The sequence below is a fragment of the Corynebacterium glyciniphilum AJ 3170 genome, assembly GCF_000626675.1.
Classification (GTDB): Bacteria; Actinomycetota; Actinomycetes; order Mycobacteriales; family Mycobacteriaceae; genus Corynebacterium; species Corynebacterium glyciniphilum.
In genome coordinates this window covers 307,907-323,544 of the sequence record NZ_CP006842.1, presented here as the reverse complement: position 1 = coordinate 323,544, position 15,638 = coordinate 307,907, and the positions used below count along the sequence as shown (strand labels likewise).

Annotated in this window: 17 protein-coding genes; 12 read left to right on the top strand and 5 right to left on the bottom strand. The window is 65.6% G+C overall.

Annotated elements, in window-relative coordinates:
- Position 1: 1 nt before the first annotated feature.
- Both CGLY_RS01510 and CGLY_RS01505 read left to right on the top strand, forming a co-directional pair.
- The gene (locus CGLY_RS01510) at positions 2 to 1,648 is read left to right on the top strand and encodes an amidohydrolase (protein ID WP_038545517.1); all 1,647 of its coding nucleotides are present in this window, start codon (positions 2 to 4) and stop codon (positions 1,646 to 1,648) included.
- A gap of 24 nt (positions 1,649 to 1,672) precedes the next feature.
- Entirely contained in the window at positions 1,673 to 3,067 is a 1,395-nt protein-coding gene (locus tag CGLY_RS01505; RefSeq protein WP_038545514.1) for an NAD-dependent succinate-semialdehyde dehydrogenase, read from the top strand.
- A gap of 9 nt (positions 3,068 to 3,076) precedes the next feature.
- On the opposite strand, the gene CGLY_RS01500 is transcribed toward CGLY_RS01505, so the two are convergent.
- Both CGLY_RS01500 and CGLY_RS01495 read right to left on the bottom strand, forming a co-directional pair.
- Entirely contained in the window at positions 3,077 to 4,009 is a 933-nt protein-coding gene (locus tag CGLY_RS01500; RefSeq protein ID WP_038545511.1) for an alpha/beta hydrolase, read from the bottom strand.
- Between the two features lie 88 nt (positions 4,010 to 4,097).
- Entirely contained in the window at positions 4,098 to 4,853 is a 756-nt protein-coding gene (locus CGLY_RS01495; protein WP_038545508.1) for an SDR family oxidoreductase, read from the bottom strand.
- Positions 4,854 to 4,936: 83 nt separating this feature from the next.
- Here CGLY_RS01495 and CGLY_RS01490 point away from each other — a divergent pair, with 83 nt between their 5' ends.
- Together CGLY_RS01490 and CGLY_RS17505 are read left to right on the top strand one after the other, a co-directional pair.
- A complete protein-coding gene (locus tag CGLY_RS01490) occupies positions 4,937 to 5,653 on the top strand; it encodes a TetR/AcrR family transcriptional regulator (protein WP_038545505.1) in 717 nt (238 codons plus the stop codon).
- Positions 5,650 to 5,826, top strand: coding sequence for a hypothetical protein (locus CGLY_RS17505; RefSeq protein WP_158407359.1), 177 nt, complete (start codon positions 5,650 to 5,652; stop codon positions 5,824 to 5,826). Before CGLY_RS01490 ends, CGLY_RS17505 begins: the two co-directional genes overlap by 4 nt.
- 3 nt (positions 5,827 to 5,829) lie before the next feature.
- Here CGLY_RS17505 and CGLY_RS01485 read toward each other — a convergent pair whose 3' ends face one another.
- Positions 5,830 to 6,525: a GntR family transcriptional regulator gene (locus CGLY_RS01485; RefSeq protein WP_038545502.1), complete on the bottom strand. Its 696-nt coding sequence runs from the start codon at positions 6,523 to 6,525 to the stop codon at positions 5,830 to 5,832.
- Positions 6,526 to 6,686: 161 nt separating this feature from the next.
- Between CGLY_RS01485 and CGLY_RS18070 the strand changes: the two genes are divergently transcribed.
- From CGLY_RS18070 to nagA, 3 genes are read left to right on the top strand one after another with little or no spacing between them, the layout of a single operon-like run.
- Positions 6,687 to 8,795, top strand: a complete 2,109-nt coding sequence (locus tag CGLY_RS18070) for a glucose PTS transporter subunit IIA (protein WP_227590334.1) — start codon at positions 6,687 to 6,689, stop codon at positions 8,793 to 8,795.
- A 6-nt stretch (positions 8,796 to 8,801) separates the two neighbouring features.
- Positions 8,802 to 9,587, top strand: coding sequence for a glucosamine-6-phosphate deaminase (nagB, locus tag CGLY_RS01475; RefSeq protein WP_038545499.1), 786 nt, complete (start codon positions 8,802 to 8,804; stop codon positions 9,585 to 9,587).
- 2 nt (positions 9,588 to 9,589) lie between these two features.
- Positions 9,590 to 10,756, top strand: a complete 1,167-nt coding sequence (gene nagA, locus CGLY_RS01470; RefSeq protein ID WP_038545497.1) for an N-acetylglucosamine-6-phosphate deacetylase — start codon at positions 9,590 to 9,592, stop codon at positions 10,754 to 10,756.
- On the opposite strand, the gene CGLY_RS01465 is transcribed toward nagA, so the two are convergent.
- Positions 10,722 to 12,029 carry an MFS transporter gene (locus CGLY_RS01465; RefSeq protein WP_052539441.1) on the bottom strand — a complete coding sequence of 436 codons (1,308 nt, stop codon included), beginning with the start codon at positions 12,027 to 12,029 and terminating at the stop codon, positions 10,722 to 10,724. The two genes, nagA and CGLY_RS01465, sit on opposite strands and share 35 nt — an antisense overlap.
- 80 nt (positions 12,030 to 12,109) lie before the next feature.
- Here CGLY_RS01465 and CGLY_RS01460 point away from each other — a divergent pair, with 80 nt between their 5' ends.
- The 3 genes from CGLY_RS01460 (at position 12,110) to CGLY_RS01450 (ending at position 14,028) form a co-directional block, all read left to right on the top strand.
- Positions 12,110 to 12,712 carry a TetR/AcrR family transcriptional regulator gene (locus CGLY_RS01460; protein WP_038545494.1) on the top strand — a complete coding sequence of 201 codons (603 nt, stop codon included), beginning with the start codon at positions 12,110 to 12,112 and terminating at the stop codon, positions 12,710 to 12,712.
- A 76-nt stretch (positions 12,713 to 12,788) separates the two neighbouring features.
- Positions 12,789 to 13,421 carry a ClpP family protease gene (locus CGLY_RS01455; protein ID WP_038545491.1) on the top strand — a complete coding sequence of 211 codons (633 nt, stop codon included), beginning with the start codon at positions 12,789 to 12,791 and terminating at the stop codon, positions 13,419 to 13,421.
- Between the two features lies 1 nt (position 13,422).
- The gene (locus CGLY_RS01450) at positions 13,423 to 14,028 is read left to right on the top strand and encodes a ClpP family protease (RefSeq protein WP_038545488.1); all 606 of its coding nucleotides are present in this window, start codon (positions 13,423 to 13,425) and stop codon (positions 14,026 to 14,028) included.
- On the opposite strand, the gene CGLY_RS01445 is transcribed toward CGLY_RS01450, so the two are convergent.
- The gene (locus tag CGLY_RS01445; protein ID WP_052539440.1) at positions 14,000 to 14,305 is read right to left on the bottom strand and encodes a helix-turn-helix domain-containing protein; all 306 of its coding nucleotides are present in this window, start codon (positions 14,303 to 14,305) and stop codon (positions 14,000 to 14,002) included. The two genes, CGLY_RS01450 and CGLY_RS01445, sit on opposite strands and share 29 nt — an antisense overlap.
- A gap of 95 nt (positions 14,306 to 14,400) precedes the next feature.
- On the opposite strand from CGLY_RS01445, the gene CGLY_RS01440 reads away from it, so the two are divergent.
- Positions 14,401 to 14,970 (top strand): dihydrofolate reductase family protein, encoded by a 570-nt coding sequence (locus tag CGLY_RS01440; RefSeq protein ID WP_038545485.1) that lies wholly within the window; start codon positions 14,401 to 14,403, stop codon positions 14,968 to 14,970.
- Positions 14,963 to 15,523, top strand: a complete 561-nt coding sequence (locus CGLY_RS01435) for a pyridoxamine 5'-phosphate oxidase family protein (RefSeq protein WP_052539439.1) — start codon at positions 14,963 to 14,965, stop codon at positions 15,521 to 15,523. Before CGLY_RS01440 ends, CGLY_RS01435 begins: the two co-directional genes overlap by 8 nt.
- Positions 15,524 to 15,638: the final 115 nt, after the last annotated feature.

The following is a 15,638-nucleotide window of genomic DNA, read 5'->3' as shown; positions in this document are numbered from 1 at the left end:
CTTGACCACGACTATCTACACCAACGCCACCGTTTTCACTGCAGACACCGACGGCACCACCACCGGAGCCTTCGCAGTCACCGACGGGAAATTCAGTGCTGTGGGCTCAGTCGAGCGTGTCCGGGAGGTGGTCGGAAAGACCGTCACCGAAGTCGACCTCCGGGGCCGCTTCATCGCCCCAGGCATCATCGACTCACACACCCACCTGGCCTCGTTCGGCACCGCTCTCGGAAAAGCACAACTCCGCGACTGCCAGACGCTCGGGGAGATCCAGGACCGTCTCCTGCAATGGCTCGACCAGAATCCCGGGGCACCGCGTGTGCTCGGCGGCGGTTGGCTCTTCGATTCCGTCGGCGACACCCACCCCACTGCGGCGATGCTGGATGAGGTTCTCCCCGACATCCCCGTCTACCTCGACGCCAATGACCTGCACTCCACCTGGGTGAACTCGGCGGCACTGCGTGAAGCAGGCATCGACCGTGACACCCCCAACCCCGTAGGCGGTGAAATCGCCCGGAATGCCGCGGGCGAAGCCACCGGTCTGCTCTACGAGACCGCCGGGCGCAAGTACGCCCGTGATTTCCTCGAGCGGATCAGCACTCCGCAGGATCACGTCCAGGCACTGGAACTCGCCTTCGACGCCTACCTCAGGTCCGGGGTGACCAGCGTGACCGACATGGCGCTGACCGAAGCCGAGATCACCGCCCTGCGCACGATTCTCGCCAGGGACGGCCGGCTACCGTTCCCCATCACCGGGCATGTGCTGATGGTCGCCCAGCCCGACCTTGACGAGAACGAGGCCCAGGTGTCGCGGACCGTGGATCTCCGTGACGAGCTCTCCACCAGTGGCGAGGACCGTTGGTTCCGGATTGCGGGGGTGAAGTTCATCATGGACGGGGTCATCGACGCGAAGACCGCGACGATGTGCTGCCCCTACGCCGACGGTACCAATGCCGATCCCATCTGGGACGCCGAGCGAATGAAGCCCGTCGCAGCCACTGCGGATGCCGCAGGTCTGCAGATCGCCATGCACGCGATCGGCGACCGTACCAGCGAGATCGCGATCGAGGTCCTGGAGCACTGCGCCGCAGAGAACCGGAGTGACATCAGGTCCCGCCGCCACCGGGTGGAACACCTCGAGACCGTCACAGATGACACGATCCGCCGTATGGCGGAACTCGGTACAGTCGCTTCCATGCAGCCTGTCCACAGCGATCCGGCGATCATGGAGAACTGGAAGGCCGTCCTCGGTGACGAACGCCAAGAGCGTGGCTTCCCGTGGCACAAGTTCCGGGATGCAGGCATCCCGATGACCCTGGGGACTGATGCCCCGACCGCGCCCCACGAAGCTCTACCAAACCTCTACATCGCCCTGACCGGCGGTTCCTCTCTGTCCCCTTCCCTGCCGCCGTACCATCCGGAGCGCGCATTCACCCCCGCTGAGGCGCTTACTGCACTCACCGCCGGAGGTGCCTACGCTGGACATATGGACAGCACCGGTCAGATCCGACCAGGGTTCCAGGCAAACTTCATCGAGCTGGACGTCAACCCCCTCGAGGTCGACCCCCGGGAGATTCTCGAGGCCGAGGTCGTCGCCACATATGTCCTCGGTGAGCGCACGCACACCTCCACCACCGACAAGAACTGACACGAACCGACCAAGGAGAACACCATGAGCAACGCCTACCGCAGCATCGACGTCGCCACCGGCACCGTCCTGTCCGAGCACGACCACGCCACCGACGCCGACATCAGCACCGCCCTGGACAACGCGCACAACGCCGCAGCCTCCTGGGGTGCCACCAGCATCGAGGAACGCGCAGAAATCGTCCGCCGTGTCGCCGACCTGTTCGCCGAACGACAGGACGAACTCGGCGCGATCATCACCCGCGAGATGGGCAAACCCGTCGCCGAGGCCCCCGGCGAAGCAGAGTTCAGCGGCGACATCTTCCGCTACTACGCCGACCACGCCGCGAAGTTCACCGAAGACCTCGTGCTCGAGGACACCGCCGAATCCCGCAGCGTCGTACAGCGCCGCCCCGTCGGCACGCTGCTGGGCATCATGCCCTGGAACTACCCGTACTACCAGGTCGCCCGGTTCGCCGCGCCGAATCTGATGCTGGGTAACACCATCCTGCTCAAGCACGCCGAAAGCGTGCCGGAGTCGGCCTTGGCCATCGCGAAGATCATGGAGCAAGCCGGTGTGCCTGAGGGCGTGTACACCAATATCTTCGCCACCCATGACCAGATCGCCACGATTATCGAGGATCCCCGGGTCCAGGGCGTTTCACTCACCGGTTCCGAGCGTGCCGGTGCCGCGATCGCCGCGCAGGCCGGCTCGGCGTTGAAGAAGGCCGTGTTGGAGCTGGGTGGCTCGGATCCGTATGTGATCCTGTCCAGTGACGATATCCGGGCCGCGGCCCGTAACGCGCTGGAGATCCGTCTGGAGAACACCGGTCAGGCGTGCAACTCCAACAAGCGCATCATCGTGCATGAGGACATCTACGACGAGTTCGTTGACGAGGCTGTGCACATCATCGGTGCGCTGACACCGTCGGATCCCACGAAGGTCGACAATGTGCTTGAGGCCTTCGGGCCGATGTCGTCGGAGGGTGCGGCTGACAAGATCGTCGCGCAGATCAAGACAGCCGTGGATGCTGGTGCGACGCTGCGCACCGGTGGGCAGCGGCTCGGTGGTGAGTATGCCGAGGGGTTCTTTGTCTCTCCAGCGGTGCTCACCGACATCGAGGTCGGTTCGGATATCTACTATGAGGAGTTCTTCGGCCCGGTGGTGCAGGTGTACAAGGTCTCCTCCGATGAGGAGGCGCTGCAGCTGGCCAATGACACCCAGTACGGTCTGGGGTCCTCTGTCTTTGCCACTGAGAAGGGTCGTGCGGAGAAGTTCGCCGAGGGGCTGCAGGCCGGCATGGTGGGTGTCAACCAGGCGCCGCCCGAGACCGAGGAGATGCCGTTCGGCGGGGTGAAGCGTTCCGGTTACGGCCGTGAGCTGGGACCGTTGGGTATGGACGAATTCGTCAACAAACGCCTGTTCTCGGTCAAGAAGTAGTAACCGCCCCTACCGCCGCGCTCGCGCAGTCTGGTCGTAGACGGTGTAGTAGTCAGGGCGAACCAGGCCGCGATCACGGACCCGGAAACCCTCACGCGCTCCCTGGTCGCCGCGCAGCTGTCCGTCGAGCCATGCCGTCATGAGGGTGAAATAGCGGCCCTGGTAGTCCACCGGTCCAGTGGTCACAGGACCGAGATGATCGGCTCCACGCACCCCGACGATCGTCTGGTGCTTGTGTTCTGCCAACGCATGCATCGCCTGGTGGGAAACACCGCCGAGACCGTAGGGGTCGTTCTCCCCGTACATGATCAGAACAGGAAGGTTGTCAGGGACCAGGGGCTCCGCTGCATAATAGTTCGCAGGCAACCCCATGTTGACGGCTCCTGCCAGGCGGAACCCGGGTATCTTCGCCCCGAGAACCCCCACCCCACCCTGTGTCGCTGACGCCCACAGCGATGCACCCGCGCCGGCGGAATAGCCGACGAGTGCGCTGCGCGAGAAGTCCGCCTTCTGCGTGAGCGGCCCCGGGCGACCCTGGGTGATCTCCAGGCCGATACTGCTGAGGTGCGCCTCCGGGGTCGCGAAGGTGAGGTTCGCCGCCCCGTATCCGATGCGGACGGCATAACCCCGCGAGGCGAGCTTTTTGGCGTAGGTCTCACCGAAGAACCGTCCGTCTCCGCCTACACCGGCGGTCATCAGCACGAACGGGAACTTCTGGTCCGGGTTCGACGACCGGGGAACGTAGTCCCGGTGGCCGAACTGGAGCACGGGCACTCCTCCCGGCCCGAATGGCGGGGGAGCCCATTCGCCGTATTCGGCGACGCTGTAGTTGCCGCCGCCAGAGTAGCTCGGGTAGTCGGCCGCGTGGGCGGTCGCAGAGAATGCGATGATCCCGGTGAGGGCCAGCGCGGCGGCCCGGCGGAGAACCTTGAGGTGAATCATGGTTCCCATTCTTACGGCGGGCAGCGGAAGCGCCATATCGGTGTTACAGAATCACCGGCAGCTATAAAATCTGGTGATCCCGGCACTGTCACCGTGTGGTGTAGCCACCGTTGGCGAAGATCGTCTGGCCGGTGATCCACCAGCCTTCGGTCGCCAAGAACCTGATGATCGGCGCAATGTCCTCGATCTGGGTGAGCTGGTTCCCCATGGCCTGCGATTTGTGGAACTCGACTCGTTCCGGCGTTTCCTGACCATAGAAGAACGGCGTGTCCATCGGCCCCGGCGCGACGGCATTCACCGAGATACCGCGGTCGGCGAACTCCTTGGAGGCCGCACGCGTGAAGTGCTCCACCGGGGACTTTCCACCTGCATACGTGGAGTAGCCGTCGGTGAAGGCGGCCAACAGCGCGGTAACCACGGTGATGATCTTGCCGTCGTCAGCCAGATGCCGACCCGCCTCCTTGAGGAAGAAATAGGCGGCCTTGGCGTTGATGTCGAGCATCGAATCGTACTCGTCCTCCGTGGTGTCCACGATGGGCTTACGCAGGACCTTTCCCGCCGTGTTCACCGCGACGTCGATCCTCCCGACGGCCTTCTCCGCGTCTGCGAACAGTGTGGCGACGTTCTCCGGCGACGTCAGGTCGGCCTGCAGGACCGCGCCCTGGACACCTTCGGCCTCGACAGCTGCGAGGGTGGCTTCGGCCTCCTCGCGCGAGCCGTCAGAGTTGTAGTGGATCACCACATTCGCACCGGCGGCCGCCGACTGCCGTGCTAGCAGACCTCCGAGATTCTTTCCGCCTCCGGCGATCAGGACGTTCTTTCCCTTGAGCGTGTGTTCAGTCATGGTGCCTTCCTGTGTCGTGTACAGAACCCTCATATCGCCGATATATTGCCATATATCGATGATATGTACGCTACCGTAGCAGCATGGGCAAGGACATGTCGACAGGCACAAGGGAAAAGCTGATCGCCGCAGCCGCGGACATGATCGCCCGCTCCCCCGGCGAGGACTTCTCACTGCGGGCAGTGTGCGAGGTCGTAGGCGTCAAACTTCCCACGGCGTACCACTTCTTCGGCTCCAAACAAGGCCTTGCCGACGCCGTTGTCGAGCACGGTTTCGACATGTACATTTCCGAGAAACAGGCCATGGAATGGTCCGGCGACCCGATCCAGGACATCCGCACCGGATGGGACGCTCACGTCGACTTCGGCCTGGCGAATCCGGGCTTCTACGCCCTGATGTACGGAAAAGTGCAGCCCGGCCATGCCCCGGCCGCCCAGTCCCGTCCCGACGAAATTCTGCTCAGTCTGACAACACAGGCCTCCGACCAGGGCCGATTAACCGTTCCACCGGAGCAGGCCAAGGCCCATATCCTGGCGACCAATATCGGGGTCACTCTCCGCCAGATCATCGAGGGCACCCCGGACCCCACCCTCTCAGCCGCCGTCCGCGAAGGCGTCATCAGCGCGATCACCGACACGGAGACCGGGAGTGACGACGCCGACGACCGAACGCTCTCCACAGCAGCGGAACTTGCCGCCGCACATCCGGACATCCTCGGAACTGCCGAGACACGGCTACTCCAGGAATGGCTGCAGCGCCTGAAAGAAACAATTCCCACTACCCGAGGAGACGCCCCATGAACCCCGGCACCATGAACATCATCGCCTGGACAGCTGAACTCGTCGGACTGATCATCGTCCTTCTCGGAGTTCTCGGCGTTCTGCCCGACCGGTTCCTCGCTGCCGGCCTATTACTGATGGTCGTCGGCATCCTCGCCAAGCTCCGTGCCAACCGGATGACCCGGAAGGACTAACACTTACAGCCTTCGTCGTGAGACGAAACGGTAGCGGTCGCCGCGGAACGCTGACTCGGTCCATTCCACCGGCCTGTCACCCTTGCCGAACCCGGTGCGGTGCACCAGCAGCAGTGGTAGCCCGGTTGTCACCCCCAGCAGGTCAGCACGCACCGGATTGCACGGGATCGTCTCCACGACGTCTTCGACCTCGACGATCTCCATGTCATACTCCGCGGCCAGCATCCGGTACAACGAATCCTGTGCCTCAAGGCGCTCCGTCAACTCCGTGAGATCCCCGGGCAAGTGCACGGTCTCATGTGCCAGCGGTTCACCGTCCACCGTGCGCAGCACCTCGAAGCGGGTGATCACGGAGCCCGGTTCCAGCTGCAGGTTCTCCCGCACCGTCTCGGACGCCTCCTCACAGCGTGCGGACACGACCACCCGTCCCGGCCGCCACCCCTGGGACACCGCATTGCTGGAGAACGACACCTGAGGGAGCAACAGCATTTTCGGGGATGCCACAAATGTGCCACGCCCTTGTGTCCGCTCCAGGCGTCCGTCAGCGACCAGTTCGGCGATCGCCTGCCGCACGGTCGTCCGTGACGTGGCGAAATGTCCGGCGAGCTCACGCTCGGTAGGTACCGCAGCCCCGGGCTCGAGACCCGCGATGAGCTCGAGGATCTGGTTCTTGACCAGGTAGTACTTGGGCACCTTCATGAGTACACCGTACCGGCATTGGTGTAGACCAAACAATCATTCCTTTAACGTGACCCTTGACACAGTCAATTGGTCTAGTCCAATATTATCGGTACTGGTCCCTCCGGTCTGCCCACGATCCTCGACCGGCCCCGGACCCCCACTGACGCGAGGAGCCTCCCGTGACCACCCCACACACCACCCAGGATCCCGGAACGGCGGACACCGCCACCGGAAAGAAGCGTAAGGGACTGCGCATTCCCGGATTCGCCCAGCTTCAGAGGCTCGGCAAGAGCCTCATGCTGCCCATCGCCCTGCTGCCCGCCGCAGGTATTCTGCTCCGCCTCGGTCAGGATGATCTGCTCGGTGGCACCGATATTCCTGTCATCGGGCCATTCTTCGACTCGATGAGCGCCGCCGGCGACGGTCTCTTCGGCAACCTCGCCATTCTCTTCGCCGTCGGTGTGGCGATCGGCTTCGCGAAAAAGGCGGACGGCTCCACTGCGCTCGCCGCCGTCGCCGGTTACCTGGTGATGACCTCCGTGTTCGACACCATGTCCCCCGTCGTCCTCGAGGGGGTGACCGATGCCGCCGGCGACCAGGCGATGATCGACTACAGCGTCTTCGGTGGCATCATCGTCGGCCTGATCACCGCATGGCTGTTCGACAGGTACCACGACATCGAACTGCCCCCGTATCTCGGATTCTTCGGTGGACGCCGTTTCGTCCCTATCGTCGTGTCATTGGCGGTACTGTTCGTCAGCTTCGCCATGTCCTACGTGTACCCGCTGTTCAACAGCGGACTGACGTCCGTCGGCGAGTTCATCGCGGGTTCCGGCGCGTTGGGCGCCTTCGTCTACGGCTTCGCCAACCGCATGCTCATCCCCCTGGGCCTGCACCACATCCTCAACACGTTCATCTGGTTCATCTACGGTGACTACGAGGGCGCAAACGGTCTGGTCACCGGTGAACTCAGCCGTTTCGCCGCGGGCGACCCCTCCGCAGGTACATTGACCTCCGGTTTCTACCCGGTGCTGATGTTCGGGCTGCCTGCGGCCGCCCTGGCGATGATCCATGTCGCCAAGCCACGGCAGAAGAAGGTCGCCATCGGCATCTTCTCCGCTGCCGGTCTCACCGCCTTCCTCACTGGAGTGACCGAACCCCTCGAGTTCGCCTTCATGTTCCTGGCCTTCCCGTTGTACGTGATTCACGCCGTGCTCACCGGGCTCTCCCTGGCGGTTGCCAACCTACTGGACGTGCACCTCGGCTTCTCCTTCTCTGCCGGGTTGATCGACCTGCTGCTCTATGGCACTGCGCCGGCTGCGCAAAACATTCCGTTGCTCGTCGTGCAGGGTCTCGTGTTCGCCGTGCTGTACTACGTGTTGTTCCGGTTCGCGATCGTGCGCTGGAATCTGCGCACTCCGGGCCGTGCACCGGATGAGGAGTTCGAGGCATCCCAGGCCGCCCAGACGTCCGACGGGACCTCCACCGGCACCGCACGCGCCGAGCAGCTCATCGCCGCCTTCGGCGGGCGCGACAATCTCGTCGGTGTCGATGCCTGCATCACCCGCCTGCGCATGGAGGTCGCCGACACGAACACCGTGGACAAGGGAGCACTCCAGTCCCTCGGCGCTGCCGGCGTCATGGAGGTCGGCAACAACGTCCAAGCCGTGTTCGGTACCCAGTCGGACGTCCTGAAGGACGAGATCAAGGCCGCGCTCGCCGGGCCTGCCCCTGCCGAGTCCCCTGCACCGGTCACCGCGCCCGTCGTCGCGCCGGTCGAGCAGGAGACCGCCGCTGAGATCGCCGAGGCGGAAGCCCTCCCCGAACCCACCCTGGTCCGTGCCCCGATCCAGGGCCGCACCGTCGCACTGTCCGAGGTCCCGGACAAGACCTTCGCCGCCGGCACCGTCGGCCCAGGCCTCGCCATCGAACCCGCCGGCGACGTCATGGAGGCCGTCGCACCGGTCTCCGGTAAGCTCATGCAGCTGCTGCCGCACGCCTACGCCATCATGACCGACGACAAGACCGCCGTCCTCGTGCACCTCGGCCTGGATACCGTGAAGCTCAAGGGTGAGGGGTTCACCGCCCACGCGGCCAAGGGCGACCGCGTGGTCGCCGGCCAGCCGATCATCACCTACGATGTCGCGGCGGTCGCCGCGACCGGATACCCCACTGTCGTTCCCGTCGTCGTCATGGATGCCCGCGGTGCCACCGTCGACGAACTCGCCGACGCCCCCGCGCCGGTGTCCTCGATGCGCCCGCTGTTCACCGTCACCAAGAAGAAGTAGGCACGCATGGAAATCATCATCCTCCCCGACTCCGACGCCATCGGCGACCTCGCCGGCGACGCCGTCACCGCCCTGCTCGACCGCAAGCCCGGCGCCGTCCTCGGCCTCGCGACCGGCTCATCTCCCCTGCCGGTGTACGACAACCTCGCAGCCCGGTACGACGCCGGCGACGTCTCCTTCGCCCAGGCCCGCGCCTTCACTCTCGACGAGTACGTCGGCCTCGACGCCGGCCACCCGGAGCGCTACGCCAACGTCATCCACAAGGAGTTCACCTCCAGAGTCGACTTCGAACCCGGCTCCGTCCAGGGACCCAACGGCCTGGCGACCGACATCCCCGCCGCCTGCCAGAGCTACGAGGAGGCCATCCACGCCGCCGGCGGAGTGGACCTGCAGATCCTCGGCATCGGTACCGACGGGCACATCGCCTTCAACGAACCCGGATCCTCGCTGGCGTCGCGCACCCGCATCAAGACACTGACCCGCCAGACCCGCATCGACAACGCCCGCTTCTTCGACGACGACCTCGACCAGGTTCCCACACAGTGCCTCACCCAGGGCCTTGCGACCATCATGGAGGCCCGCCACATCGTGCTCGTCGCCACCGGACAGAATAAGGCCGAAGCCGTGCACCAACTGGCTGAGGGCGGCGTCAGCGCCCTGTGGCCTGCGACAATACTCCAACACCACCCGCACGTCTCCGTGCTGGTCGACGAGGCCGCCGCAGGACGCCTCCAGCTGGCGAACTACTACCGACAGACGTACGCCGCCAAGCCCGTCTGGCAGGGGTTGTGAGCATGCTCGTCACCGCGGGTGTGCTGGTCACCGGCGAGGAGGTGCTGCGCCCCGGATGGATGGAGATCAGCGACGGAAGCGTCACTGCTCTCGGCCTGGGCGATCCGCCTCGCCCCACGGCAGACGGCGACCTCGCCCTCGGTGACGTAACCGTCGTGCCCGGCTTCGTCGACATGCACGTCCACGGTGGTGGTGGCGGTGCTTTCCCCGTCGCCACCGACGAGGAGACCGCCACTGCAGTCGCGATGCACGCCGCCCACGGAACGACCACGATCATGGCGTCGCTGGTCTCTGCTCACCCCGACGAGCTGCTCCGCCAGGTCGACGTCCTGTCCGGCCACGTGCGCGACGGACTCGTCGCCGGCATCCACCTCGAGGGTCCGTGGCTCGCCCCGTCGAAGAAGGGTGCACACGACCCGACGGCGCTGCGCAACCCTGATCCCGGCGAGATCACCCGCGTCCTCGACGCCGCACGCGACACGGTACGCATGGCCACCGTCGCCCCTGAGCTCGACGGCGGAGTGGACGCGATCCGTCAGCTCGTCGACGCCGGCGTCGTCGCCGCCGTCGGCCACACCGACGCGTCCTACGAACAGACCCTCACCGCTATCGACGCCGGCGCCCGGGTCGGGACGCACCTGTTCAACGCCATGCGCCCGGTCCACCACCGTGAGCCGGGCCCGGTGACCGCCCTCGTCGAGGACCCGCGGGTCACCGTGGAGATGATCGGCGACGGTGTCCACCTGCACCCCTCGCTCTACCGCGGTGTCTGTGAGCTTGTCGGCCCCGACCGCGTCACCCTCGTCACCGACGCCATGGCCGCCGCGGGTATGCCCGACGGGAGCTACCGGCTCGGCACTCTCGGTGTGGATGTGGTCGACGGCGTGGCGCGTGTGGCCGGCACCGACACCATCGCCGGCAGCACCGCCACGATGGACCAGCTGTTCCGTTTCGCCGTCGCACACGGCACCGCCGGCAGCACCGACGCCACTGACCGGGACGCCGCCCTGCTGCAGGCCGTCCGGCAGACCTCGGTGAATCCGGCGCGCGCGGTCGGCTTCCCCACCGCCGGTCTGCACGTCGGAGGACGCGCAGACCTCGTCGTCCTGAACGGCGCACTCCAGGTCGAGCTGGTCATCCGCGGTGGAGAGAGGGTTCAGGCTCGGTAGCTGCGCCGGGCCGTTCAGGCGCCCGGCGCCCCCGCGACGGGCTGTCGAAGGCTGCCCGGGACAGGACAACGAACGCGGCACACAGCAGCACCAGGGCGATCCAGTACGGCACGGCGATGCCGATGCCGTAGAGCACACCGACGGCCAGGGGCACGACAACGCCGACAGCATTCTGCATGCCCTGGGTGACCCCGGCGAGCCATCCCTGCTCGTCGTCGCTGACGGAGGTGGAGAGCACACCATTGAGGGTCGCGGTCATCGGCCCTTCACCGGCACCGAGCATGAGGGTGCCCATGATCAGCAACCACGGGTCGTTGAACGCCGAGGCCAGCAACGCCAGCAGCAGTACTCCGGTGGCCTGCACGACCAGTCCGCCGAGGATCACACCCCGTTCACCAACCCACTTCAGCAGGATGCCGAGCAGCACGCCCTGGATCACGATGTCGAGCACACCGATGCAGGAGTTCAGCAGGCCGATCTGGGTCGGCGACCAGTTGACCGTGTCCATCGCCAACACGCTGTAGTTGTTGACGAAGAAGCTGAAGGGGATCGCCACCAGCAATAATCCACTGAGCAGCATCCGCAGCGAGGGCCGCGCGAACGCCTCCCGGAAGACGTTCAGCGGATGAATCTGTTCGACGGTGAGACGGGCGGTCCGGTTCTCCGGTACATGGCTCTCGGGTAGCGCAACGAGGGTGAGCACGCCGACGGTCAGGGCGACACCGGCGGTGGCGAGCACCGGCAGGTCAATGCTGTGTGTGGCGAGCAGACCGCCGAGAGCCGGGCCGATCATGAAACCGATACCGGTGAGGGCGCCGAGCATCCCGTAGCGCTTCGCACGCTGGTTCGCCGGGGTGATGTCCGCGACGTAGGCGAACAGCGCGGGCATATCCCCGGCGGTGACACCCTGAATGATCCTGCCGAGCAGAAGCAGCCAGATCGCGCCACTGAAGGTGCCGGCGAGGAAGCCACCGAGGGCGAAGACGAGGAAACCCACGGCGGCGCCGAAAGCGCCGATCACAATGACGGGACGGCGACCCCACCGGTCCGATATACCGCCGAGGATCGGGGCGGCAATGAAGGCACAGAGTGCGTTGACAGCCTCGAGCAGCCCGACCCAGAGGGCGAGGGTGCCGAAGGAGGGCATCACGTCGCGGACGACGAAGGGGAGGATCGGCAGGACGATGGTCATGCCGACCACGTTGAGGAGGGTGACGGCGACGAGCATGGGCCATGCCCAGCGCGACGTCCCCACAGATAGATTGCTTGTCATGGTTCGAAACTGTACTCGGTACAGTTTCGAAGTCAATCTGGTGTTGTATCAATTACACCTTCGCCGCTAGTGTGGTGGACATGGCAGCCGACACCACGACCAGTAACCCCACCCGACGCGAACGGAAGAAAGCGGCGACCCGACGTGCGATCGCCGACGCTGCCCTGGAACTCTTCCTGAAGCGCGGCTTCGACAACGTCAGCGTCCGCGAAATAGCCGATGCCGCCGATGTCTCCCCCACCACGGTCTTCGCCCACTTCCCCTGCAAAGAAGCAATCGCCGTCGACGAGGACGATGAGATGCGCGAACGTCTCACCTCCGCTGTCTCCGACCGCCCGGACGGTGTCAGCATCCCTGACGCCCTCCGGAAGTTCTACCGCGAGGACGCGTGGCACGACGACGCCCCCGAAGGTTCCCACCAGCGCTTCACCAAGCTCATCGACGACTCCCCCTCGCTCTCCGACTACGCGCAGAAGATGTGGCTACGGCACGAGAACTCCCTGGCCGACGCCATCGCCGCCGACCTCGGCCAGCAGACACCGGACGTGACCGTCCGCGCCTTCGCACGGTGCGCCCTGCAGGCACAACTCATCGATGCCACGACCGCTGAACTCCCGGCTGTCGTCAACGCGGTCTTCGATCTGCTCGAGCCCGGCTGGGAGAGCTACCTCGCCGGTCGCTGACCGATCCGCTCACAGCGGATCCGCTGTCGGCAGCAGGGCATTGCCCTGCACCGGCGCCGTGCGCAGGGTGGTCACCATGTCAGAGAACAACCCCGACCCCACCCGCATCCTGGACCAGGAGATCTACCGCGACCTCTACGAACGTCGCATCATCGTCCTCGGCGACGCCCTGGAGCAGGACACCTCCAACCGCCTGTGCACCTCCCTGCTGCTCCTCGCCGCCCGCGACGCCACCGCCGACATCGTCCTGCTCATCAACTCACCCGGCGGCTCCGTGCCCGGCATGCTCGCCATCCGCGACACCATGCGCGGCATCCCCAATGATGTCGCCACCGTCAACATCGGCATGGCCTACAGCGCCGGTCAGTTCCTGCTCTCCGCCGGCACCCCGGGCAAACGCCTCGCCCTGCCGCATGCCAAGGTGCTGCTGCACCAGGGTTCCGGCGGCATCGGAGGCTCTGCACAGGACATCGAGATTCAGGCCGCCGACATGCGCCACACCCGGGACACCGTCCTGACCTGCATTTCCGATGACACCGGCCAACCACTCGACAAAGTCACCCGCGACTCGCTACGCGACCGGTGGTTCACCGCCGAGCAGGCGAAGGACTACGGTTTCGTCGACCGGGTCATCGACGACCTCGACCTGATCACCGGCCCTGACGGGCTGACGACGCGTCGTGCGACGCTCGGCCTGGGGGTGAGCTGACGTGTCGTCGTACCCGATCCCCTATGTCACCACCGCGACCCCGAACGGCGAGAAGACCGTCGACATCTACAGCCGGCTGCTCGACGAACGCATCATCTACCTCGGCACGCCGGTGGACGACGGTGTCTCCAACACTGTCATCGCCCAGCTGCTCCACCTGGAAAGCGACAATCCTGACACACCCGTCTCCCTGTACATCAACTCCCCCGGCGGATCGCAGTCGGCGACGATGGCGATCTACGACTGCATGCAGTTCATCCGTCCGCGGGTAGAGACCACCTGCGTCGGTCAGGCTGTCGCCTCAGCGGCACTGCTACTCGCCGGCGGCACACCGGGCCACCGGTCGATCCTGCACCACGGCAGAGTCGTCCTCACCGCCCCCGCAGCCGAAGGTGGACGCGGCACCATTCCCGACCTGATCATCGAGGCCGAGGAAATGGAGCGGATCCGACGGTTGCAGGAGTCGGTACTCGCACAGCACTGCGGCCGCACCCCGGCACAGGTCAGGGAAGACACCGAACGCCAGCTCGTCCTCACCCCGGAGGCTGCCGTCGACTACGGCGTGGCGGACCGGATCCTCACGCGGCGAGAAGCACCGGCCCACTAGGAGCTGCCGCCGAACGCACCAGGTCGAAGGACGAGTTCCCCAGCGCACCGGCAACGGCCTCCAGCACTTCGGAGGACGGGTCCTTCATCCCCCGTTCCAGTTCCGAGAGGTACTGGGGCGAAATCCCGGCTCGCTCGGCCGTGTCCCTGAGCCGGTCGCTGCGCGCGGTGCGCTGGCGCCGGATCTCCTCCCCGAGCACCTCACGCCAGAGTGTCGCGGGCTCTCTGCGGGGGCGGAACGGGATGACTGTGCTGTCGGTGTTGTGCTCGGCGTCCATGGCGCCATCCTACGGCGGGCCCCCGCCCGACGCCGCTCCTGCACGATCCCGGATTGGACGTAGGCTATGGGCACACCACACCAGAGAGGCACACCATGGGCCGACTGATCTACTCAATGCTCGTCTCCGCCGACGGCTATGTCGCAGACGAGGACGGGAACTTCGACTGGGCGGTGCCGGACGAGGAGGTGCTCGCCGCCATCAACGCCGACACCGCCGATGTGGGCACCTACCTGTACGGGCGGCGCATGTACGAGATGATGCACGTCTGGGAGACCGATCCGGACGCCGCCGCGCAATCGGACGAATCCGCCGAATGGGCGAAGATCTGGTGCGCGGCAGAGAAGATCGTCTACTCCACAACACTGCCGGAGGTCTGGACGCGGCACACCCGCCTGGAGCGCGGGTTCCGTGCCGCCGACATTCAGCAGCTCAAGGACACCGACGGTGACCTGACCGTGGACGGTCCGACCCTTGCCGCCGAGGCACTACGACTCGGGCTCGTGGACGAGATCCACATGCTCGTGTGTCCGGTCGCCGTCGGAGGTGGACTGCGTATGCTTCCCGAGCTGGCGTTGACGCTGACACTGCGCTCATCCAGGAGCTTCGGCAATGGAATGGTACAGCTCAAGTACGACGTGACCCACGAAAGGACCCATGACTGATCCCGTACGGCTGTTCATCGACCACCTCGATGACTCCCCCACCCTGATGACTCTCGCCACCGTCGGCGAGGACGGCTACCCGCGTACCCGCACCGTCAACGTCAACGGAGTCCGGGAGGACGGCGGGGTCCTCTTCCACACGGACACCCGGTCAGAGAAAGTGCACGACATCGACGGCGACGGCAAAGCCTCCCTGACTGTGCTCACTGCGGACGCCTCACGCCAGGTCACGGCGATCGGCGACGCTGTCCGCGTTGACGAAGAGACGGAACGCGGGATCTACGCCGGCCAGCCCCGCTACCTGCAGCTCCTCGCCTGGCTGAATGACCCTGGTCTGGCACAGGAGGACCGGTCGGAACGGCGACGACGGTGGGCTGAGTTCGACCGTACGAACCCGGACCTGGCAGAGCAGGATCCGCCGACGACCTGGGCCGTCTTCGCGGTAGTCCCCCGTGAGTACCTGTTCTGGGAGGGTGACGACGAGGGGCCGTCCCATCGGGTGCGGTACATCCGTACCAGCGACGGATGGGAGACGGAGAACCTTCCCGGCTGAGCCTGCGCCGACTGAGACCGCGGGCCGCCCTGTCATCTGAGTCACCGCAGGGGTCATGAATCAGCTGTGTGCTGACCTCTGCGGTGGCTCAGATGACATCAGGAGTGCACAGGCC

What these genes read in the sequence shown, in the direction of transcription:
- CGLY_RS01445 (WP_052539440.1), bottom strand. Translation starts at nt 14,305, where the DNA reads ATGGACGCCGAGCACAACACCGACAGCACAGTCATCCCGTTCCGCCCC.
- CGLY_RS01485 (WP_038545502.1), bottom strand. Translation starts at nt 6,525, where the DNA reads ATGAAGGTGCCCAAGTACTACCTGGTCAAGAACCAGATCCTCGAGCTC.
- CGLY_RS01455 (WP_038545491.1), top strand. Translation starts at nt 12,789, where the DNA reads ATGTCAGAGAACAACCCCGACCCCACCCGCATCCTGGACCAGGAGATC.
- CGLY_RS01495 (WP_038545508.1), bottom strand. Translation starts at nt 4,853, where the DNA reads ATGACTGAACACACGCTCAAGGGAAAGAACGTCCTGATCGCCGGAGGC.
- CGLY_RS01440 (WP_038545485.1), top strand. Translation starts at nt 14,401, where the DNA reads ATGGGCCGACTGATCTACTCAATGCTCGTCTCCGCCGACGGCTATGTC.
- nagA (WP_038545497.1), top strand. Translation starts at nt 9,590, where the DNA reads ATGCTCGTCACCGCGGGTGTGCTGGTCACCGGCGAGGAGGTGCTGCGC.
- CGLY_RS01505 (WP_038545514.1), top strand. Translation starts at nt 1,673, where the DNA reads ATGAGCAACGCCTACCGCAGCATCGACGTCGCCACCGGCACCGTCCTG.
- CGLY_RS01500 (WP_038545511.1), bottom strand. Translation starts at nt 4,009, where the DNA reads ATGATTCACCTCAAGGTTCTCCGCCGGGCCGCCGCGCTGGCCCTCACC.
- CGLY_RS01465 (WP_052539441.1), bottom strand. Translation starts at nt 12,029, where the DNA reads ATGACAAGCAATCTATCTGTGGGGACGTCGCGCTGGGCATGGCCCATG.
- nagB (WP_038545499.1), top strand. Translation starts at nt 8,802, where the DNA reads ATGGAAATCATCATCCTCCCCGACTCCGACGCCATCGGCGACCTCGCC.
- CGLY_RS01460 (WP_038545494.1), top strand. Translation starts at nt 12,110, where the DNA reads ATGGCAGCCGACACCACGACCAGTAACCCCACCCGACGCGAACGGAAG.
- CGLY_RS01435 (WP_052539439.1), top strand. Translation starts at nt 14,963, where the DNA reads ATGACTGATCCCGTACGGCTGTTCATCGACCACCTCGATGACTCCCCC.
- CGLY_RS17505 (WP_158407359.1), top strand. Translation starts at nt 5,650, where the DNA reads ATGAACCCCGGCACCATGAACATCATCGCCTGGACAGCTGAACTCGTC.
- CGLY_RS01490 (WP_038545505.1), top strand. Translation starts at nt 4,937, where the DNA reads ATGGGCAAGGACATGTCGACAGGCACAAGGGAAAAGCTGATCGCCGCA.